Origin of the sequence: Aurantiacibacter flavus (assembly GCF_039710615.1) — a bacterium.
In the GTDB taxonomy this organism is placed as follows: domain Bacteria; phylum Pseudomonadota; class Alphaproteobacteria; order Sphingomonadales; family Sphingomonadaceae; genus Alteraurantiacibacter; species Alteraurantiacibacter flavus.
Map to the genome: position 1 here is coordinate 601,430 of NZ_JBDLBR010000001.1, position 16,802 is coordinate 618,231.

Annotated in this window: 18 protein-coding genes; 11 read left to right on the plus strand and 7 right to left on the minus strand. The window is 64.8% G+C overall.

The window, feature by feature from the left end; genetic code table 11:
* Nucleotides 1-11: 11 nt before the first annotated feature.
* The 4 genes from ABDJ38_RS02830 to ABDJ38_RS02845 form a co-directional block, all read right to left on the minus strand.
* Complete coding sequence (locus tag ABDJ38_RS02830) at nt 12-674, minus strand: DUF2459 domain-containing protein (RefSeq protein ID WP_346783558.1); 663 nt, start codon at nt 672-674, stop codon at nt 12-14.
* Between the two features lie 32 nt (nt 675-706).
* Entirely contained in the window at nt 707-1,603 is an 897-nt protein-coding gene (locus tag ABDJ38_RS02835) for a 50S ribosomal protein L11 methyltransferase (RefSeq protein ID WP_346783559.1), read from the minus strand.
* A gap of 73 nt (nt 1,604-1,676) precedes the next feature.
* Nucleotides 1,677-2,507 carry a metallo-beta-lactamase gene (gene bla, locus ABDJ38_RS02840; protein ID WP_346783560.1) on the minus strand — a complete coding sequence of 277 codons (831 nt, stop codon included), beginning with the start codon at nt 2,505-2,507 and terminating at the stop codon, nt 1,677-1,679.
* Between the two features lie 248 nt (nt 2,508-2,755).
* Nucleotides 2,756-3,466: an SDR family NAD(P)-dependent oxidoreductase gene (locus tag ABDJ38_RS02845; protein WP_346783561.1), complete on the minus strand. Its 711-nt coding sequence runs from the start codon at nt 3,464-3,466 to the stop codon at nt 2,756-2,758.
* A gap of 121 nt (nt 3,467-3,587) precedes the next feature.
* Between ABDJ38_RS02845 and sdhC the strand changes: the two genes are divergently transcribed.
* From sdhC to ABDJ38_RS02880, 7 genes are read left to right on the plus strand one after another with little or no spacing between them, the layout of a single operon-like run.
* Nucleotides 3,588-3,968 (plus strand): succinate dehydrogenase, cytochrome b556 subunit, encoded by a 381-nt coding sequence (gene sdhC, locus ABDJ38_RS02850; RefSeq protein WP_346783562.1) that lies wholly within the window; start codon nt 3,588-3,590, stop codon nt 3,966-3,968.
* Nucleotides 3,969-3,980: 12 nt separating this feature from the next.
* Nucleotides 3,981-4,382 (plus strand): succinate dehydrogenase, hydrophobic membrane anchor protein, encoded by a 402-nt coding sequence (sdhD, locus tag ABDJ38_RS02855; protein WP_346783563.1) that lies wholly within the window; start codon nt 3,981-3,983, stop codon nt 4,380-4,382.
* Nucleotides 4,382-6,214, plus strand: coding sequence for a succinate dehydrogenase flavoprotein subunit (sdhA, locus tag ABDJ38_RS02860; RefSeq protein ID WP_346783564.1), 1,833 nt, complete (start codon nt 4,382-4,384; stop codon nt 6,212-6,214). Before sdhD ends, sdhA begins: the two co-directional genes overlap by 1 nt.
* A 19-nt stretch (nt 6,215-6,233) precedes the next feature.
* A complete protein-coding gene (locus ABDJ38_RS02865; protein ID WP_346783565.1) occupies nt 6,234-7,331 on the plus strand; it encodes a saccharopine dehydrogenase family protein in 1,098 nt (365 codons plus the stop codon).
* On the plus strand, nt 7,328-7,705 hold the full coding sequence (locus ABDJ38_RS02870) for a thiol-disulfide oxidoreductase DCC family protein (protein WP_346783566.1): 378 nt from the start codon (nt 7,328-7,330) through the stop codon (nt 7,703-7,705). Before ABDJ38_RS02865 ends, ABDJ38_RS02870 begins: the two co-directional genes overlap by 4 nt.
* Entirely contained in the window at nt 7,699-8,103 is a 405-nt protein-coding gene (locus ABDJ38_RS02875) for a thiol-disulfide oxidoreductase DCC family protein (protein ID WP_346783567.1), read from the plus strand. Before ABDJ38_RS02870 ends, ABDJ38_RS02875 begins: the two co-directional genes overlap by 7 nt.
* A 45-nt stretch (nt 8,104-8,148) precedes the next feature.
* Nucleotides 8,149-9,471 (plus strand): M20/M25/M40 family metallo-hydrolase, encoded by a 1,323-nt coding sequence (locus tag ABDJ38_RS02880; protein WP_429770968.1) that lies wholly within the window; start codon nt 8,149-8,151, stop codon nt 9,469-9,471.
* A 33-nt stretch (nt 9,472-9,504) separates the two neighbouring features.
* Here ABDJ38_RS02880 and ABDJ38_RS02885 read toward each other — a convergent pair whose 3' ends face one another.
* Together ABDJ38_RS02885 and ABDJ38_RS02890 are read right to left on the minus strand one after the other, a co-directional pair.
* Nucleotides 9,505-9,876: a hypothetical protein gene (locus tag ABDJ38_RS02885; RefSeq protein WP_346783568.1), complete on the minus strand. Its 372-nt coding sequence runs from the start codon at nt 9,874-9,876 to the stop codon at nt 9,505-9,507.
* 111 nt (nt 9,877-9,987) lie between these two features.
* The gene (locus ABDJ38_RS02890) at nt 9,988-10,647 is read right to left on the minus strand and encodes a peptidylprolyl isomerase (RefSeq protein ID WP_346783569.1); all 660 of its coding nucleotides are present in this window, start codon (nt 10,645-10,647) and stop codon (nt 9,988-9,990) included.
* A gap of 123 nt (nt 10,648-10,770) precedes the next feature.
* On the opposite strand from ABDJ38_RS02890, the gene ABDJ38_RS02895 reads away from it, so the two are divergent.
* Together ABDJ38_RS02895 and ABDJ38_RS02900 are read left to right on the plus strand one after the other, a co-directional pair.
* Nucleotides 10,771-11,958, plus strand: a complete 1,188-nt coding sequence (locus ABDJ38_RS02895; protein ID WP_346783570.1) for a cytochrome P450 — start codon at nt 10,771-10,773, stop codon at nt 11,956-11,958.
* Between the two features lie 262 nt (nt 11,959-12,220).
* On the plus strand, nt 12,221-13,264 hold the full coding sequence (locus ABDJ38_RS02900) for a hypothetical protein (RefSeq protein WP_346783571.1): 1,044 nt from the start codon (nt 12,221-12,223) through the stop codon (nt 13,262-13,264).
* Nucleotides 13,265-13,338: 74 nt separating this feature from the next.
* On the opposite strand, the gene ABDJ38_RS02905 is transcribed toward ABDJ38_RS02900, so the two are convergent.
* The gene (locus ABDJ38_RS02905; RefSeq protein WP_346783572.1) at nt 13,339-14,517 is read right to left on the minus strand and encodes an alpha-hydroxy acid oxidase; all 1,179 of its coding nucleotides are present in this window, start codon (nt 14,515-14,517) and stop codon (nt 13,339-13,341) included.
* Nucleotides 14,518-14,638: 121 nt separating this feature from the next.
* On the opposite strand from ABDJ38_RS02905, the gene ABDJ38_RS02910 reads away from it, so the two are divergent.
* On the plus strand, nt 14,639-15,037 hold the full coding sequence (locus tag ABDJ38_RS02910; RefSeq protein WP_346783573.1) for a BlaI/MecI/CopY family transcriptional regulator: 399 nt from the start codon (nt 14,639-14,641) through the stop codon (nt 15,035-15,037).
* Complete coding sequence (locus tag ABDJ38_RS02915; protein ID WP_346783574.1) at nt 15,034-16,797, plus strand: M56 family metallopeptidase; 1,764 nt, start codon at nt 15,034-15,036, stop codon at nt 16,795-16,797. The genes ABDJ38_RS02910 and ABDJ38_RS02915 overlap by 4 nt, the downstream gene beginning before the upstream one ends.
* Nucleotides 16,798-16,802 lie beyond the last annotated feature (5 nt).

Genomic DNA, 16,802 nt, shown 5'->3' on the forward strand with positions numbered 1-16,802 from the left:
CAGGGGGGCTCTCAGATCGCCACGTCGGCGCTGGCACCGGGGACGGGAATCCACTTGGTGACACCACCCGCAAAGGGCGTCCACAGACCCATCGCGATCCCGCCTGCGGCCAGCGTATCGCCCACCCAGCTATTGCAGGTGTGGATCAGGGTATAGGTGCCGAGCGCCGGATAGTAGGCATCGTTGGTATAACTCGCGCGCAGTTCCTGCCGCTGTTCGCCCGCAGCGAGCGGCGGCAAGCTCGCCTCGATCCGCTCGACCAACCTGCGATAGTTGGCGGCGCTGATCGTCACCGGGCGATAGCTCGCGCTCGGCCTCGGGCGAACATAGGGGCTCACCCGCATGAGTGGCTCCCCGCCGTCTAGAGCGATCCGCGCGGCGGTCGCCAGCTTGAGATCGCTCCACTCGGCGACTGTCAGGAAGACCTCGCGTTCTCCCCAGCCGATTCCGAGGTGCGTTGGCAGCTGTCCGTCCTTGGGCCGGGGCCGGACGGCGCTGGGGAAGGTTTCGCGCCAGTCCTTCACCGCATTGGCCACCGGCACCACCACGCCCGTATGCGTGCCGTTGGTCTCGACCAGAATCGTTACCTCTTGCCGCTGGTCATCCTCGCCCGAACCGCGCGGGATCGTGCTGCCGAGCCAGCCCGCCACCGGGTAGGCCGCCAGCAGCATCATGATAACAGCAAGAGCGCGCCCGATAGCGCGCCCTAGCCGACGTAACGCGCCCTGAGCCACAGAATGCTCCAGTCACCACGCTGAATACGCTTGTGCAGTCGCAGCCCGTGGCGACGATAGGCGCGGCGCACCGTGCTTTCCTGCGTCGCCAGCAACCCTGCCAGCAGCACCGAGCCGCGAGGCGCCAGCGCGGCGGCAAAGTCGGGCGCCAGTTCGATCAGCGGGGCGGCGAGGATATTGGCGATCAGCAGATCGTAAGGAGCGCGCGCGTGCAGCAGCTTGTGGTCCATGCCCTCGGCGGTCATGGCGGCGACCTTGCCCGGCTCAGTCCCGAGCGGAATGCGGTTGCGCAGTGCGTTGTCTATCACCGCCTCGGTGCAGAGCGGGTCGATGTCGCTGACGGTGTAGCGCGCCCTCGGCCACAGGTCGCGGGCGGCAAAGGCGAGCAGGCCGGTGCCGGTGCCGATATCGGCCACCGTGTGCGGCATGATGCCATCGCCGCGCATTGTGTCGAGCATTTCCAGGCATCCCGCCGTGGTCGCATGCTGGCCGGTGCCGAAAGCCTGCGCCGCCGGGATGCAGAAGCTGGTCACGCCCGCTTCTTCGCTCGCGGGATGCTCTGGCGTGTGGACATAGAACCGCCCGGCGCGAATCGGCTGCGCGCCCTTCTGGCTCTCGCTGACCCAGTCGGCATCGGGCAGCTCTTCGGCGACGATCTCGGGCGCATCGCTCTCGAACAGTGCTGCCACTGCCGCGCGTTCTGTGTCGCCGGGCTTGTCCTCGCAATAGGCGTCGAGTTGCCAAACGTCGGGCTTGTCCGGATCGACTTCGAAGGCAGCGAGGACAAGCGTCTCGTCCCAGCCTTCGGCGCGGTCCAGCGCTTGTTCGACAGCTTCGCGCGAGGTGATAGCAGACAGTTTCCAGCTCATGATTGAGGGCGGTGTTCCTCTGCGAGGCGCGCGTCAAGCCGCGCGGTGATGCTGGCTGTATATTGTGCGCAATTCATGCCCGAGGCGATGTCGCCCGCCGGCAGTTTTTCACGCATTTGGCTGGCCGAGGGGTGGGGGTGACGAGCACGTCGCAAGCGAGCGGCGCCGCCCGCGCGATGGCCTTCCGCAAGTCCGCGACATAGTCGGGGTGATCGGAGAAGCCATAGCTGTCACTGCTGACCGGCGACAGGCTGTCGGCATAGACGAAGCTGCGGCACTGGCCTTCGGCGTCGCAGCCCTCCCAGTTCCAGCTCAGTGCGCCGTGGGTGTGGCCGGGCGTGGCGATGGCGACGAGGCGTTTATCGCCCAGTTCGACCACGTCGCCATCGCCCACGATCCGGCCCACCTTTGCAGGCATTACTCCGTCGATGGTGCCGAACTGCGGATCCTCGGGCGAGACTTCGCCCGTGTTCAGCACCTCCGCTGCCGCTTGCGAGGTCACCAGCTTCGCACCAGTCGCCTGCTGGATCTTTGCCATCCCGCCGATGTGGTCGAAATGCTCATGGCTGGTGAGGACCAGTTTTACCTCAGCCGTATCGAAGCCGAGCGCAGCAATGTTGGCGAGGACCATATCAGCGCCTTCGTTGGTGCCGCTATCGATCAGGATCAGGCCGTCGCCGCTGTCGATCAGGATCAGGCCGTCGCCGCTGTCGATCAGGATGGCCGCGATGCCGCAGGTGCCGACGTAGTAGCTGTCGGTGCCCGCCAGCGCGAAGGGCGGGCCGGGCTTGTCCCACTCGTCCCAGTCCTCGCAAGCCTGCGGCCATGCCGAGGGCGCGTCGGCGCGGCTAGTCTGCGTGGGATCGGCTCCAGCGGCACAGGCCGAAAGCGACAAAGTTGACACTATGCCGACAAGTCTTCCTGAGAAAACCTCAACAATTGCATTGCCTTGCGCCTTGTCGCCGAAGTTGAAACCCAAGCGGAACAAAGTTGGATTGCCCGCCCGCTATGATCTGCCGACGCATAGCCCGACGCCCGCCCTGTAGGACAGCGGCAAAGGTGCGGGCCTCGCTAGAGCGGGATGACATTACATTGTCCCGCAAAGCCCTTCCCCTGTGGGGAAGGGGTGGGTCAGGGTAATGTCATCAGATTCTAGCGGACGTAACTCGCGCCATTGGCGTCGATCACCGCGCCGGTCATGCTGGCGGGGGCGTCGAGCGCGCAGAACACGGCGATCGCCGCGATCTCCTCCGGTTCGGCCACGCGGCCCAGCGGAATGTCGGTGAGCAGGGCAGGTCCGCCCCGGCTTTCGAGATAGTCGCCTGCCATGCTGGTGTCGGTGAAGCCGGGCGCAATGGCAAAGCTCAGGATCCCCTCGCCGGCATAGGCGCGGGCGATGGTCTTGTGCATGGCGAGCATCCCGCCTTTGGCGGCGGCATAGTGCCAGTGCGCAGGCGAATCGCCCCGATGTCCGGCGCGGCTGGCGACATGGACGATCCGGCCTTTGCGGCCTGTCTCCTGCCAATGGCGCACCGCGAACCGACTCAATTGTGCGGCGGCGGTGAGATTGATGCGCAGGGTATCCTCCCAGGCATCCATCCATTCGATGTCGCTGCCGTCGATGGGGTTGGGCGAGAACAGCCCCGCATTGTTCACCAGCACGTCGATCTCGCCTCCGTGCGCGGCCAGCGCCTCCTGCCACAACATCGGCGGCGCGAGCGGATCGCGAAAGTCGGCGGCGATGGTGTTCGAATTGGTGCTTTTCGTGGCTTGGCCTGCCACCCGAGCCCCGCGCTCTGCCAGTGCCTCAACGGTCGCGCGGCCTATGCCACGGCTGCTTCCGGTAACGAGAATATTGGTCATTGGCCCAGCCTATACCGGCCAGGACCGGCACGATAGCCTTACACTTGTTGGCGAGCGCGCTTGTGTCCTCGGCGTGAGACGCTAGATGGGGGGCATCGCAACGCACCATACGGGACAGATCATGGCCAACCGCCCGCTCTCGCCGCACCTGCAAATCTGGAAATGGGGCCCGCATATGCTGGTCTCGATCCTTCACCGCGTCTCCGGCGACGGCATGGCCATTGTTGGCCTTGGCGTGCTGCTGTGGTGGCTCGGCGCGCTCGCCAGCGGGCCGGAAGCTTATGAGACCTTCCATTCGGTGATGACCACGCCAATCGGCTATCTGGTGCTGATCGGGCTGACCTGGGCCTTCTTCACGCACCTGTGCTCTGGCCTGCGACACTTCGTGCTCGACACCGGCGCGGGTTACGAGCTGGACGCGAACAAGATGTGGTCGATCGTCTCGGTGACGGCTGGCGTGGTGCTGACTGTGGCCTTCTGGGCCGCGATCTTCCTGCTTTGAGGGGCATTCTCAATGGGTAACGGAACTTCCATCGGCCGCGTGCGGGGCCTCGGCTCTGCCCACACCGGCGCGCACCACTGGCTGCTTCAGCGGTTTACGGCGGTCGGCAACCTGATCACGCTGATTTTCCTCGGCGTCTCGCTGCTGACCCTGCCGAACATGAGCTATGCTACCGTGTCGGGCTGGATCGGCCAGCCGATCCCGGCGGTGATGATGGCGCTGCTGGTGTTCACCACCTTCTGGCATGCCCGCATCGGCCTGCAGGTCCTGATCGAGGACTATGTCCAAGACAGCGGCAGCCGCTTCGGCGTCATGCTCGCGCTGAACCTCGCCTGGATTGGCGGCACGGTGTTCGGCCTGTTCTGTATCGCGCGTCTCGCGCTTGTTCCCGTTGCCACTGGAGGAGCCGCGTAATGGCCCGCAGCGAAACTTTTGAAATCGGCGGCAAGGCCTATCCGATAATCGACCATCAGTATGACGTCGTGGTTGTCGGCGCGGGCGGCTCTGGTCTGCGCGCCACGATGGGCGCCGCCGAGGCGGGCCTGAAGACCGCGAACATCTCCAAGGTGTTCCCCACCCGCTCGCACACGGTGGCGGCGCAGGGCGGGATCGCCGCTTCGCTCGGCAACAACACGCCCGACCACTGGCAGTGGCACATGTACGATACCGTCAAGGGATCGGACTGGCTGGGCGATCAGGACGCTATCGAATATCTCGCGCGCGAAGCTCCGCAGGCGGTTTATGAGCTGGAGCACGCCGGTGTGCCCTTCAGCCGCAACGAGGACGGCACGATCTATCAGCGCCCGTTCGGCGGCCACATGCAGAACATGGGCGATGGCCCGCCGGTGCAGCGCACCTGCGCCGCGGCGGACCGCACCGGCCACGCGATGCTGCACGCGCTCTATCAGCAGAGCCTGAAGTACGCGGCCGACTTCTTCATCGAATACTTCGCAATCGACCTCATCATGAAGGACGGCGCCTGCGTCGGCGTAATTGCGATGTGTCTGGACGACGGTTCGATCCACCGCTTCCGCGCCCACGGCGTGGTGCTGGCGACCGGCGGCTATGGCCGCTGCTACTTCACCGCAACTAGCGCCCACACCTGCACCGGCGACGGCGGCGGCATGGTGCTGCGCGCCGGCCTGCCCTTGCAGGACATGGAATTCGTGCAGTTCCACCCGACCGGCATCTACGGCGCGGGCGTGCTCATCACCGAGGGCGCACGCGGCGAGGGCGGCTACCTCACCAACTCCGAGGGTGAGCGTTTCATGGAGCGCTATGCTCCCTCGGCGAAGGATCTGGCCAGCCGCGACGTGGTTAGCCGCTCGATGGCGCTGGAAATGCGCGAAGGCCGCGGTGTCGGCCCCGATGGCGACCACATCTATCTCCACCTCGACCATATCCCGGCCGAAACGCTGGCTCAGCGCCTGCCCGGCATCACCGAGAGCGGAAAGATCTTTGCAGGTGTCGACCTGACCCGCCAGCCGCTGCCGGTGACGCCCACCGTGCATTACAACATGGGCGGCATTCCCTGTAACTACCACGGCGAAGTCGTGACCATCGGCGCTGACGGCAACCCCGATCAGATCGTGCCGGGCCTGTTCGCGGTGGGCGAGGCGGCCTGTGTGTCGGTCCACGGCGCGAACCGCTTGGGCTCGAACTCGCTGATCGACCTCGTGGTGTTCGGCCGCGCGACCGGTTTCCGCCTCAAGGAAACGATCAAGCCCGGCACCCCGCACGAGGAAATCTCGGGCGAGGGCACCGAATTCGCGCTGACCCGCCTCGATCACTTCCGCAACGCCAATGGCGGTTCCTCGACCGCCGAGGTGCGCAAGGACATGCAGCAGACGATGCAGAAGCACGCTGCCGTGTTCCGCGATAGTGCGCTGATGGCCGAGGGCGTGAAGAACCTGGCCGAGACCAACAAGCGCATGCAGGACATCAAGGTGTCCGACCGCTCGCTGATCTGGAACTCGGACCTGATCGAAACGCTCGAACTCGACAACCTGATGGCGCAGGCCGTGGTGACGATGAACTCGGCGGAAAACCGCAAGGAAAGCCGCGGCGCCCACGCGCACGAGGACTTCCCCAACCGTGACGACGGCAACTGGATGAAGCACACCGCCGCCTGGTTTGAAGGCTGGGGCGGCAGTGGCGGCCAGGTGCGGATCGACTATCGCCCGGTGCACGAATATACGCTCACCGACGATATCGAGTACATCAAGCCGAAGGCGCGCGTGTATTGATCTGGTGAGGGCCTCGGCTGTGCTGAAGGTTCTCATCATTGGCGGTTATGGCAATTTTGGCGGCTATGTCGCGCGCAAGCTGGCCTTGCGCGCGGACATTGCGCTGGTCTTGGCCGGGCGCGATCATGCGAAAGCGCAGGAGGCTGCGGCTGCCCTGAATGCGGTCTATCCGGCGCAAGGGGCACGGGTCGATCTGGCAGACCCAGCGGCAGCTATTGCGGCCATTGCCCCTGATCTCGTCATCAACATGGTAGGGCCCTACCACACGCAGGCCTATCAGGTGGCGCAAGCCGCCATCGCCTGCGGGGCGCATTATTGCGACATTGCTGACGCACGCGACTTCGTCTGCGGGATCGGCGCACTCGATGCGGCAGCGAAAAAAGCGGGTGTTGCCATTATAGCCGGGGCCAGTTCGGTGCCGTGCCTCACTGCTGCCTATCTCGATGAAGCGGAACAAGCGATGGCCGAGGTGCGCTCTGCCTATTGCGGCATCAGCGGCGCGGAGCAGGCCAATCGCGGGGCAGGCACCGTGGCAGCGGTGCTGAGCTATGTCGGGCAGCGCTTCGACCGGCTGGCGAACGGGCAGATGCGGCCTGTCACTGGTTGGGCGGGCTTGCACAGCGTGCGTTATCCCGAATTGGGCCGACGCTGGTTCGGGCATGGCAATATCCCGGATCTCGGCCTGTTTCCTGCCCGCTATCCCACTCTGCGCGACTATGCCTTTTATGCCGGACACGAAATCGCCGTGCTGCATTTTGGCACCTGGATGATGGGCAAGCTCGTCAGCCTGGGCGTGCTGCCCCGGCTAGACCGATTTGCGCCGCTGCTGCTGAAGGTCTCAAAGCTGTTCAACTGGCTGGGGAATGGCCGGAGCGGGTTTCACATGGTGATTGAGGGCATCGGTTACGACGGCACACCGATGGTGCGGCGCCACTGGATAATCGCGCGGTCAGGGGATGGCCCGAATATCCCTTGTGTGCCGGTGATCCTGATCGCGCAGATGCTGGCGGCAGGGCGGACTATTGCGCCGGGGGCAAGACCATGCCTTGGCCTATTCACCCGTGCCGAGTTCATGGCGGGCATGGCTGGGCTCGATTATACGGCGATTGACGAATGACCACGAGGCGCCACGGACGAATCATGGTCTGGCATGACGGCGCCTGTCCGCTGTGCCAGCGCGAGATCGCCCTGATGCGTCGTCTTGATAAGAACGGCGCCATTACCTTCATCGACGCCTCTGCGCCCGATGCCCCGCAGACCTGTCCGCTCGATCCGGCGCAGATGCTTGAGCGGTTCCACGCCGAGGTCGATGGCGAAATGCTGACCGGCGCGGCGGCCTTTGCCGCGATGTGGCGCGTTCTGCCCCTGCTGCGCCCGCTCGGCCTTGCCGCGCGCAATCCCCTGGTGCTGCGATGGCTTGAGGCGCTCTATGTCCGGTTCCTGAGGGTTCGCCCGCGTATCCAGCGCTTTATGCGCGAGCGTAGATGGTGAGCGGGCCTTTTGCCATTGTGCTGTTCGATGGCGAATGCGTGCTGTGCAGTGCCAACGCGCAGTTCATCCTCACCCACGATCGCCAGCGCCGGTTCAAGCTTGCGGCCATGCAGGGCGAGGTGGGCGCGCGCCTGTTTCGCCAGTATGGGCTCGATCCGATGGACCCGGACTCCATCCTGCTGATCGATGGGGGCGAGGTACTCGCCGGCAGCGATGCAGTGCTCGGGATCTTTGCGCGTCTCGGCTGGCCGTGGCAGGCATTGTCGTTTGCGCGGATTATTCCGCGCGTCTTGCGCGATCCTGCCTATCGCTGGCTGGCGCGAAACCGCTATCGCCTGTTCGGCAAGCGCGAGACCTGCTGGGTGCCCCGCCCCGAACATGTGGACCGGATGCTCTAGTCTGTCCGCTTGACAGGTCCTGGTGTTGCAGCGCAGCATCGCGCCATGTCGCATCTGCTCCTCCGCCGCCTTGCTGGCTTTCTCGCCGGAGCCGCTGCGCTCTTCCTCACCATGCCTGCCGCCGCGCAATTGTCGCCGCACGAGGAGGCCATCGTTGCTGCCGTCGATGCGGGGAACGAGGATATCGTTGGCTTCCACAAGGCCATCGTCGAGATAAACTCGGGCACGCATAACGCACCCGGCGTGCGCGCCGTGGCCGATGTCGTCATGCCCGAACTGGCAGCGCTCGGCTTCGATGTCGAGTGGATCGACCAGTCGGCGCAAGGCCGCGCGGGGCACGTTTTCGCGCGCCATGCGGGCACGCCTGGCACCACGCGGATGTTGTTGATCGGCCATCTCGATACCGTATTCGAACCGAGCGCGCCGTTTCAGGACTACACCCGCGAGGGCGACAAGGTCACCGGCCCCGGCGCCGAGGACGACAAGGGCGGGGTCGCGATCATGCTCGCCGCCCTGCGCGCCATGCACGCGGCCGGAACGCTAGACGGCGCGAACATCATCGTCGCGCTGACGGGCGATGAAGAGGCGGTCGGCTCCCCGCGCGAAGCGGCCCGCGCCGACCTGCTCGCCGCCGCGCAGGAAAGCGACGTGGCGCTCGACTTCGAGGGACTGGCCCGGCTCGACGGCAAGGACATGGGCTCGATCGCGCGCCGCTCGTCCAACTCGTGGCAGGTCGAGACCACCGGCAACGAGGGGCATTCCTCGCGCATCTTTTCAGGCGGCGTGGGCTATGGCGCGATCTACGAGCTGGTGCGCATCGTCGATGCCTTCCGCGAGCAGCTGCCCGAGGAAGACCTCACCTACAATGTCGGCATTATCGCCGGCGGCAGCGAGGCGGCGCTGAGCGAGGACCGGCTCTCCGCCACCGCCTATGGCAAGGGCAACATCATTTCCCCGGTTGCCGTGGCGCGCGGTGATTTCCGCACCATCTCGCCCGAACAGACCGAGCGGGTGGTGGCGAAGATGGAGGCGATCGTGGCGCAGAACCTGCCCGGCACCACGGCGAGGCTGGAAGTTTCGCGCAGCTATCCGCCGATGGCGCCCACCGCGGGCAATGCCGCTCTGCTTGACCGGCTGAACGCGATCAACGCCGATCTCGGGTTGGAGGCGATGGCGGTGTTGCCGCCGATCATGCGCGGGGCGGGCGATATCAACTTCGTTGCTCCCTATGTGGATGGTCTGGTGGGCCTTGGCGCGGCTGGCGGCGGCGGCCATGCGCCGGGGGAATGGGTCGATCTGTCGAGTTTCCCGAGGCAGGCCAAGCGCGCTGCGATCCTGATGACGCGGCTCGCTGGGGAGCATTATTAGGGGGTGTCGATGCCCTACCCACCCTGTGCGTCGCTAGTCGTCAGTGGAGCGCTTGCGTGCACCTCGCACCATCGAACGCAAGACCTGCCCTTTCGACTGTGCTGATCCGTGCGGTTGATCCAACAGGTCATTGATCGACAAATTTGCGACCATGTGTTCGGCAGCAATAAACCCGTCAGCCCAAGTGGCGTCCTTCTGAACGAAATCTTGCACCGACCTAGCTTCAAGCGCTCCGATAATCCGCGATTGCACGCGGTGGGCAACCCAATGCTGAACTTCCGCGCGATGCTCGGCAAACTCCATCGCGATCTCTTCGACCATCTCAGGGTTGGCTTCAATTTTCAGGCGGTCCACAAGCCTGTTTGCGGCCAACCGGTCAATTTCCCAGTATTGCGTGGCGCTCATGCTCTTAATCCCTGAAGTCGATGTTGGACAATGACACAGGTGCCCTGAACCCGGCGGCGAAGCCGACAGCGCGACTCGGAGTGCGCATACGGTAGAAGACCACCAGGCAGGCTATTCATCAACCTCGGCCCGATGGGCAGAGGTCACCACCACCGGCTCAGCCAGCATTTGGCCTTTCATCCAGCCTTCGCCTTTCTCCGGGTCGCGCGGGGAATTGAAGATCGCTTCGACCACGTCCATCCCCTCGGTGACATAGCCGAACACCGCATAGCCGTGCTGCCACACCGGATCGTCGGCGTTGGGCTTGGCGTCGAGGCCGGTCTGGTCGCCCAGCATGATCGAGAAATCGCCGTTGGCCGTGCCCGGCTCGTTCATCGCCATCGACAGCGCCCCGCGCGTGTGGCTGAGGCCGGTCAGCGTGGTCGGCTCGTGTGCGATGCCGGGCAGGATGCGTTCCGGGTCCCATTGGGTGCCGCCCTGGATCAGGCCATTGGGCTGCTCGCCCCAGTTGGTCGGCATCGAGCGATAGAACACGGTCCCGTCGAACCGGCCCTCGTCGACATAGCGCAGGAAGTTGGCGGCGGTGATTGGCGCGCGCTCGGTCTCCAGCGCCACGGTGATTGGGCCGAGCGCCGTTTCGAGCACCACGTTGACCGTCTCGTATTGTGGCGCGGTATCTTCGAGCGGCGGCAGTTCGGAATACTCCGGGGCCTGCGAAAAGGCAGGCGTGGCGAGCGACAGGGCGGCGAGCAGGACGAATCGTTTGAACATGCTTAACGATGTGCCAGCATTTGGCGGCGCTTGGCAAAAAGTCTGCGCAATTGCGCAAGATCAAGGGCTTGGCGGCGGCGAGGGCTCATGGCGCGCGCATCGGGATAATGCGAGAGGACCAGGATGGGCACGAAACCGCTGTTGGCCGAGTTCCGATTCGATCCCTATTCGCCTGCCAACGACGCCGATCCCTTCCCCGCCTACGAGCGCCTGCGCGAGGACTTCCCGCTGTTCTGGTGCGAGGAGGCGGGCATGTGGGTGCTCTCGCGCTATCACGATATCCTTGCAGCCTTGCAGGACTGGCGCACCTATTCCTCGGCGCAGGGCAACCTCGTCGACGAACTGCCGGGACGCGCCGGGGCCACGCTCGGCTCGACCGATCCACCCCGGCATGACCGGCTGCGCGCGCTGATCCAGAAAGCCATGCTCAAGAGCGCGCTCGAACACACGATCGAGCCGCTGCGGCTGGCCACGCGCGGGCACCTTGAGCGGTTGCGCGATCAGCGCCGCTTCGATTTCGTGGCCGACTTTTCCTCGCCGCTCACTATCGACCTGATCTTCGCGCTGTTCGATCTGCCGCCCAATGGCCGGCAGACGGTGCGCGACAAGGCGGTGCTGATGACGCAGACCGACCCCGAACTGCGCACCAAAAACGCCGATCAGATCGCCGCCTACCGCTGGATGAGTTTCTATGCGCAGGGGCTGGTGGAAGAGCGCAAGCGCAATCCGGGCGACGATCTGCTCTCGAACTTCATCACCGCCGAGATCGACGGCGAAAGCCTGCGCGATGATGAAGTGCGGCTCACCGTCACCACGCTGATCATGGCAGGGATCGAGAGCCTCTCGGGCTTCCTCACCATGTTCGGCTACAACCTTGGGGCGATGCCCGATGTGCGCCGCGCCTTGGTAGCCGATTCGGCACTGATCCCCGATGCGATCGAGGAGAGCCTGCGCTTCAACACCTCAGCCCAGCGGTTCCGCCGCTGCGTGCAGGTCGAGACCGAGCTGCATGGGAAGGTGATGAAGCCGGGCGACTTCGTGATGCTGTGCTATGGCTCGGCCAACCGCGATCCGCGCAAGTTCGACGATGCCGACAGTTACCGGCTGGAGCGCCGTCCGAAGGGCCACCTTGGCTTTGGTGGCGGGGTGCATTCGTGCCTTGGCGCAAACCTCGCGCGGCTGGCGTGCAAGGTGGCGGCGGAGGAATTGCTCGCCGCCGTGCCAGAGTTCGCCGTGGCACCGGGGCCGATCAGCTGGTTGCCGAGTTCGAATTTTCGGAGCCCGCAGGCGTTGATGATCGATATTGGCTAGGAGGCTCGTGCGACGGGGCAAGAGTTGGTGGTTTTGCGACTGTCGGCTTTTGGGCGACGAACGGCACTCAATCGACCGCTAATTTCAAATCGACTGAGCATAACCTATTCGAACTATCTGACGCAGGCTTTCTTTGTGTTATCGCTCGTTTATGTCCAATGGTCCGATCCTCATCTACGACAAGTCGGCGATGCAGCGCTTGTCTACGGACGAGGCTAGGTGGTTAACACACTTCTTCAGATGTAACATCACGCCAGTATATTTGCTCGAAGTCATTGGCGACCTCGCAAAAAGAGCGAAACGTGGTACACCTGAGTCCATGGTCGCGGCTCTAGCGGCGAAGACTTCGTCACTGGGCAGCCTGCCAAATGTGCTCCACACGGAGCTTATCGATCAAGAAATCCTTGGGAATCCTGTGGAGATGCGCGGTGTGCCTATCGTTGGCGGCGCGCAAACGGTGACCACATCGACTGGCGAAAAGGGCGTATTCTTCGACGAGAGTCCCGAAGAAAAGGCGCTTAGGCGGTGGCAAGAAGGAGCGTTTGACGAGGATGAGCACGCACATGCCAGCGTCTATCGGAAAAACGCTAAGTCGATCGACCTACAGGCCTTCATTCGAGCGACGAAGGCCGTGCGACCCAAGGGGGAGATGCTCGCCTCATCATTGTCTGAGTTACTTGGGGTGGTTGACTTGTTTCTCGACGATCCCGGCTCGCAATATCGTACCCTTAGCACTGCGCTGGATATGTTCGATCAACCGGAGAGTTCTAAACGGCACGTGAAGAAGCACTGGGCTGCCTATGGCCGCCCACCAATACGGTACTTTCTGCCTTACACCTATCACTGTATGAGAGTGTTTAAACTGTTCGGCCTTGGTGTTGGTCTAGGGCTGATTTCACAGCGGCCCACCAATGTGATCGACCTCCAATATCTCTATTACCTGCCGTTCTGCATGGTGTTCACCTCGGCAGACAATTTGCACCACGATCTGGCTCCATTGTTCCTCAAGGATGAGCAATGGTATGTGAAGAGCGACGACATGCAGGCTGCGTTGCGCGAACTGGTGGCTTACTATGCTGACCACCGGGCGGAGCTGAAGGCGACAGGAATGATGGGCTTCGGGCGGTACCCACCGCTCTCTCAGGAAACGGTCATTCACCAAATTTACGATGACCTTATGCCGAGATGGCGCAAGGATGCGCTGGTGCCTAAAAAGAAGATCTCGGCTGAAGAAAGCGATCGGATAATGAAGGAACTACGGCCCATTATGGAAGCGATTGGGAAGCGCGCGTCCAAGGGTGATTGAGCGACCGATTTCGTGAATTTGTCCAAGGCGGATAGACGTTCGCAACCGGGCATCACAAACCTCAGCTTCCGCGCCTAACGCCCACGCAAATGCTCGCGGGTGAGCTGCTCCACCCGGCTCACCCCCATCAGCTGCATATCGCGCCGAATCTCCGCCTCGAGCAGGTCGAGCGCGCGGGCAACGCCTGCCTGACCCGCTGCCGCCAGCGCATAGAGGTAAAGCCTCCCGCCGCTCGCCGCCTTCGCGCCTGTCGCGAGCGCCTTCAGCACGTGGCTGCCGCGCATCACCCCGCCGTCGCAGATAACCTCGACCCGGTCGCCCACCGCATCGACGATCTCGGCCAACTGGTCGAACGGGGCGCGGCTGCCGTCGAGCTGGCGGCCGCCGTGGTTCGAGACCATGATCGCGTCGACCCCCATGTCCGCCGCGCGCCGCGCATCGCCCACCGACATGATGCCCTTGAGGCAAAACTTGCCGCCCCAGTCGTCGCGCAACTGCTCGGCGGCCTGCCAGTTGAGTGCGGGGTCGAGCATCGAATTGAAGTAGTCCTGGATCGAGACCGCCTTGCCGCTGCCCGCTTCGACGTGGGTGGAGAGGTTGGGCAGGTCGAACTTCTCGCGGAAGAGAAAGTTCAGCGCCCAGGCCGGGTGCATCGCGTAGGACAGCACATTGGCGGGGGTGAAGCGCGGCGGGGTCGAAAAGCCGGTGCGCTTGCACCGCTCGCGGTTGCCCGAGACGATCGTGTCAACCGTCAGCGTAATGGCGTCGAACTTCGCGGCCTTCGCCCGCTCGACCAGCGCGGCGTTGAGGCCGCGATCCTTGTGGTAATAATACTGGAGCATCTTCGGCCCGGCATAGTTCGCGCCGATCTCCTCGATGCTGACAGTGGAGAGCGACGAGATGCCGAACCACAGCCCGTGGCGCTCGGCCTCCTTCGCCACGGCGCGTTCGCCTTGCCAGTGGAAGATGCGCTGCAAGGCGGTGGGCGAAAGCATCAGCGGCAGCGACGACGCGCGCCCCATGATCGTGCACGAGGGATCGACCGTGTCCGCGCCCTTCAACACGTCGGGCACGAGGTCAACCTCGCCGTAGGCCTCGGTGTTGCGGCGGCGGGTCGCCTCGTCGTCGGCGGCGCCGTCGATATAGTGGAACACGGGGAAGGGCAGGCGGCGCCTGGCCAGCTCGCGGAAGTCGGCGATCTTCTGGCAATCGGCCAGCTTGCGGACCTTGGGGCTGTAGCGCGTGAACGTCATCCTGCCGGGTTTAGCAGGCGCTCCGGCGCGATCCAGCGCCCGTTAAAGACGGGTTCAGTTTACAACCGTAATCGTATCGGCTACACATGTAATCGCAAATGCTGCTTGAGGGAGTCGGCACATGGGTGGAGCAAAAGCGAAAGGGCTGCTGGGCGGTGAACGCATCAGCGAGGCTGAACACGCGGTGATGGAGGCGCTGTGGGTGCGCGCGCCGATGTCGGCGGCTGAGGTTGGCGAAGCGGTCGGCGGCCAGCGCGACTGGAGCCTCGCCACGGTCAAGACGCTGCTGTCGCGGCTCGTTGCCAAGGGCGCGCTTGCCACCGAGGCCGATGGCCGCCGCTTCCTCTACACCCCGCTGATCGAACGCGCCGACTATGTCGGCGGCGAATCGCGACGGCTGGTTGACCGGCTGTTCGGAGGCCGCGCCGCGCCGTTGTTCGCGCACCTCGCCGAGTCCGAAGCGCTGAGCGCTGAGGACATCGCGGAAATTGAGAGCCTTCTGCAGGAGCTGAAGCAGTGAGCGCGCTGATCGCCGGATGGCTGGTCGACACGTTTTTCTGGACCGGCGCGCTGATCCTTGCGGTGCTGCTGCTGCGCGGCCCTGCGGCGCGCAGCTTCGGGCCGGGCCTCGCCTATTCGCTGTGGGGGCTGGTGCTGTTGCGCTTTCTGCTGCCACCCCTGGTCCTGCCCGCGAGCATGGCTCCGGTGCCGGAGATGCAGGCGTTGATGGCCCCTGTTCCCGTCACAGAATTCGTCACCGAGGCGCCTGCGTCGCAGATTTCTTTCGCCTGGGTCGAGCCGCTGCTGCTGGCGCTATGGCTGGGCGGCGCGGCGCTGTTCCTGGCTTTTCGTGTGCGAGACTATCGCAGAATGCGGGCGCACCTGCTGGCCGAGGCGCGCCCGGTGGGCGAGGCGGGCAAGGTCCGTCTGGTCGAGACCCCCGCTGCGAGCGCTCCGGTCGCCTTCGGCGTGATCGACAAGGTTGTGGCGCTGCCAGTGTGCTTCATGGCGCATTACGACCGCGATGCGCGCGACCTCGCCATTGCGCACGAACTGTCGCACCATCGCGGGCACGACTTGCTGGCCAATATGGCCGCGCAGGGCGTGCTGGCGCTGCACTGGTTCAACCCGCTGGCGTGGCTCGGCTGGCGCGCGATGCGCTCGGATCAGGAAGCGGCCTGCGATGCGCGGGTGATGGCCGGGCGCCCACGCGGCGAACGGGCTGCCTATGCGCAGGTAATCGCCGGCTTCGCGCGCGGACAAGACTTTGCACTGGCCGCGCCGATGGCCTGCCCGATGCTGGGCGACAAGTCGATCGTGCACCGCCTGAAGAGCCTGACACGCGGCGATTGCGCGCGTGGGCGGCGCCTCACCGGGGTGTCGGCGCTTGCGCTGTGCGCTGTGGCGCTGCCGCTAACCGCTTCTGTAAGCTATGCCAGCCCGCCCGAGCCGCCTGCAGCGCCGTTGCCGCCGCTCGCGCCTGACGCACCCCTGCCGCCCGAGGCGCCGGACGCGCCGATGCCAGCGTCGGTATCGGATATCGGTAATCTTGATGAGCCGAGGCCGCTCGATGCGGTGTTCCTGGCTTCGGATGTTGAAGGCCTGCCTGTCGAGGTCGCTGCGGCTATCGCCGAGGCGCGCGCTGAACGGGCCGAGGCGTCGGCCGAACGGGCGGAGGCCCGCGCCGAAGCGAGGGCTGAGGCCATGGAAGCCCGCGCCGAAGCGCGCGCTGCTGCCATTGAGGCGCGTGCCGAAGCTCAGGCCGTGGCCGCAGAGGCCCGTGCTGAAGCTCGCGCCGCCGCTGCCGAGGCCAGGGCCGAAGCGCCCGTGGTCGAACAAAGCTGCGATGGCGACAAGCCGGTCAGCGAACATCGGCGGGCCGATGGCCGCATGATCGTGCGCATCTGCCATGAGGCCATCGCCCGGCAGGCCAGCCTGGGGTTGGAGCAGGCGCGTGCGGCCGTGGCGAGCCAGAGCGATCTTTCGAGCGAGCTGCGCGAGGAAATCCTGCGCGACCTCGACCGCGAGATCGAGCGGGTTCGCAATCCCCGGCGCATCTCAGTCGCGCCGACTGCTGGCGGTGTTCGTGCCGTCGCCAGCACCGGGTCTGCCGTTCCTGTTGCCTTCGTTGGCGTGGGTGGGGCCGTCACTGCAACCGTCCGGTTCGTTGCGGCCTTCGCGGGGCAGGATGAGCCTCAGGCCGTCAGCATTACCGTGCCGGTCATGCTTGTGCCGGGCGCTGCGCAGCCTGGGGCCGCGCAGGTCGAGCAGACCGCCTGACGGAG